This window comes from Novosphingobium organovorum (assembly GCF_022832435.1).
Classification (GTDB): Bacteria; Pseudomonadota; Alphaproteobacteria; order Sphingomonadales; family Sphingomonadaceae; genus Novosphingobium; species Novosphingobium organovorum.
The window spans coordinates 1-445 of record NZ_JALHLF010000273.1 but is presented as its reverse complement, the minus strand read 5'-3'; the positions used below and the strand labels follow the sequence as shown (position 1 = coordinate 445).

1 pseudogene is annotated in these 445 nt (G+C 74.8%); it reads left to right on the top strand.

The window, feature by feature from the left end:
- Positions 1-327 (top strand): annotated as a pseudogene (locus MTR62_RS21205) (bifunctional 3-(3-hydroxy-phenyl)propionate/3-hydroxycinnamic acid hydroxylase); the annotation flags it as partial.
- Between the last annotated feature and the right edge of the window lie 118 nt (positions 328-445).

The window sequence follows — 445 nt, the reverse complement described above, 5'->3', positions numbered from 1 at the left end:
GTGGTGCTCGGCTCCACCCCGGCGGGCGGCGCGCGCTTCGTTCAGCCGGTGCTCGACGACGGGCGCAAGCTCGACGATCGGGTCGGCGGCGGCTGGCGGCTGTTCGTGCGCAGCGCGGCGTTGGCCTGCCCGGTCGCGGATGGCCGTTGCACGGTCGTTGCCGACCTGCCCGACGGCGGCGCGCTCACCGCCTGGCTCGATGCGCACGGCGTCGATGCGGTGCTGGTGCGCCCCGACCACTACGTCTTTGGTACCGCGAGCGGTTCGGCCGCACCGCTGCTTGCCGCGCGCGATGCCTGGCTGTTCAACCCGATGGAGATCGCATGACCCTCACCCCGCCCCTCACCCTGGCCATGGCTCAGGCGATCGTCGCGGGCGCGCTGGCGCAGGCGCGCGCGGCCTCGATGCGGCCGCTGGCGGTGGTCGTGCTCGACGCGGGCGCGCA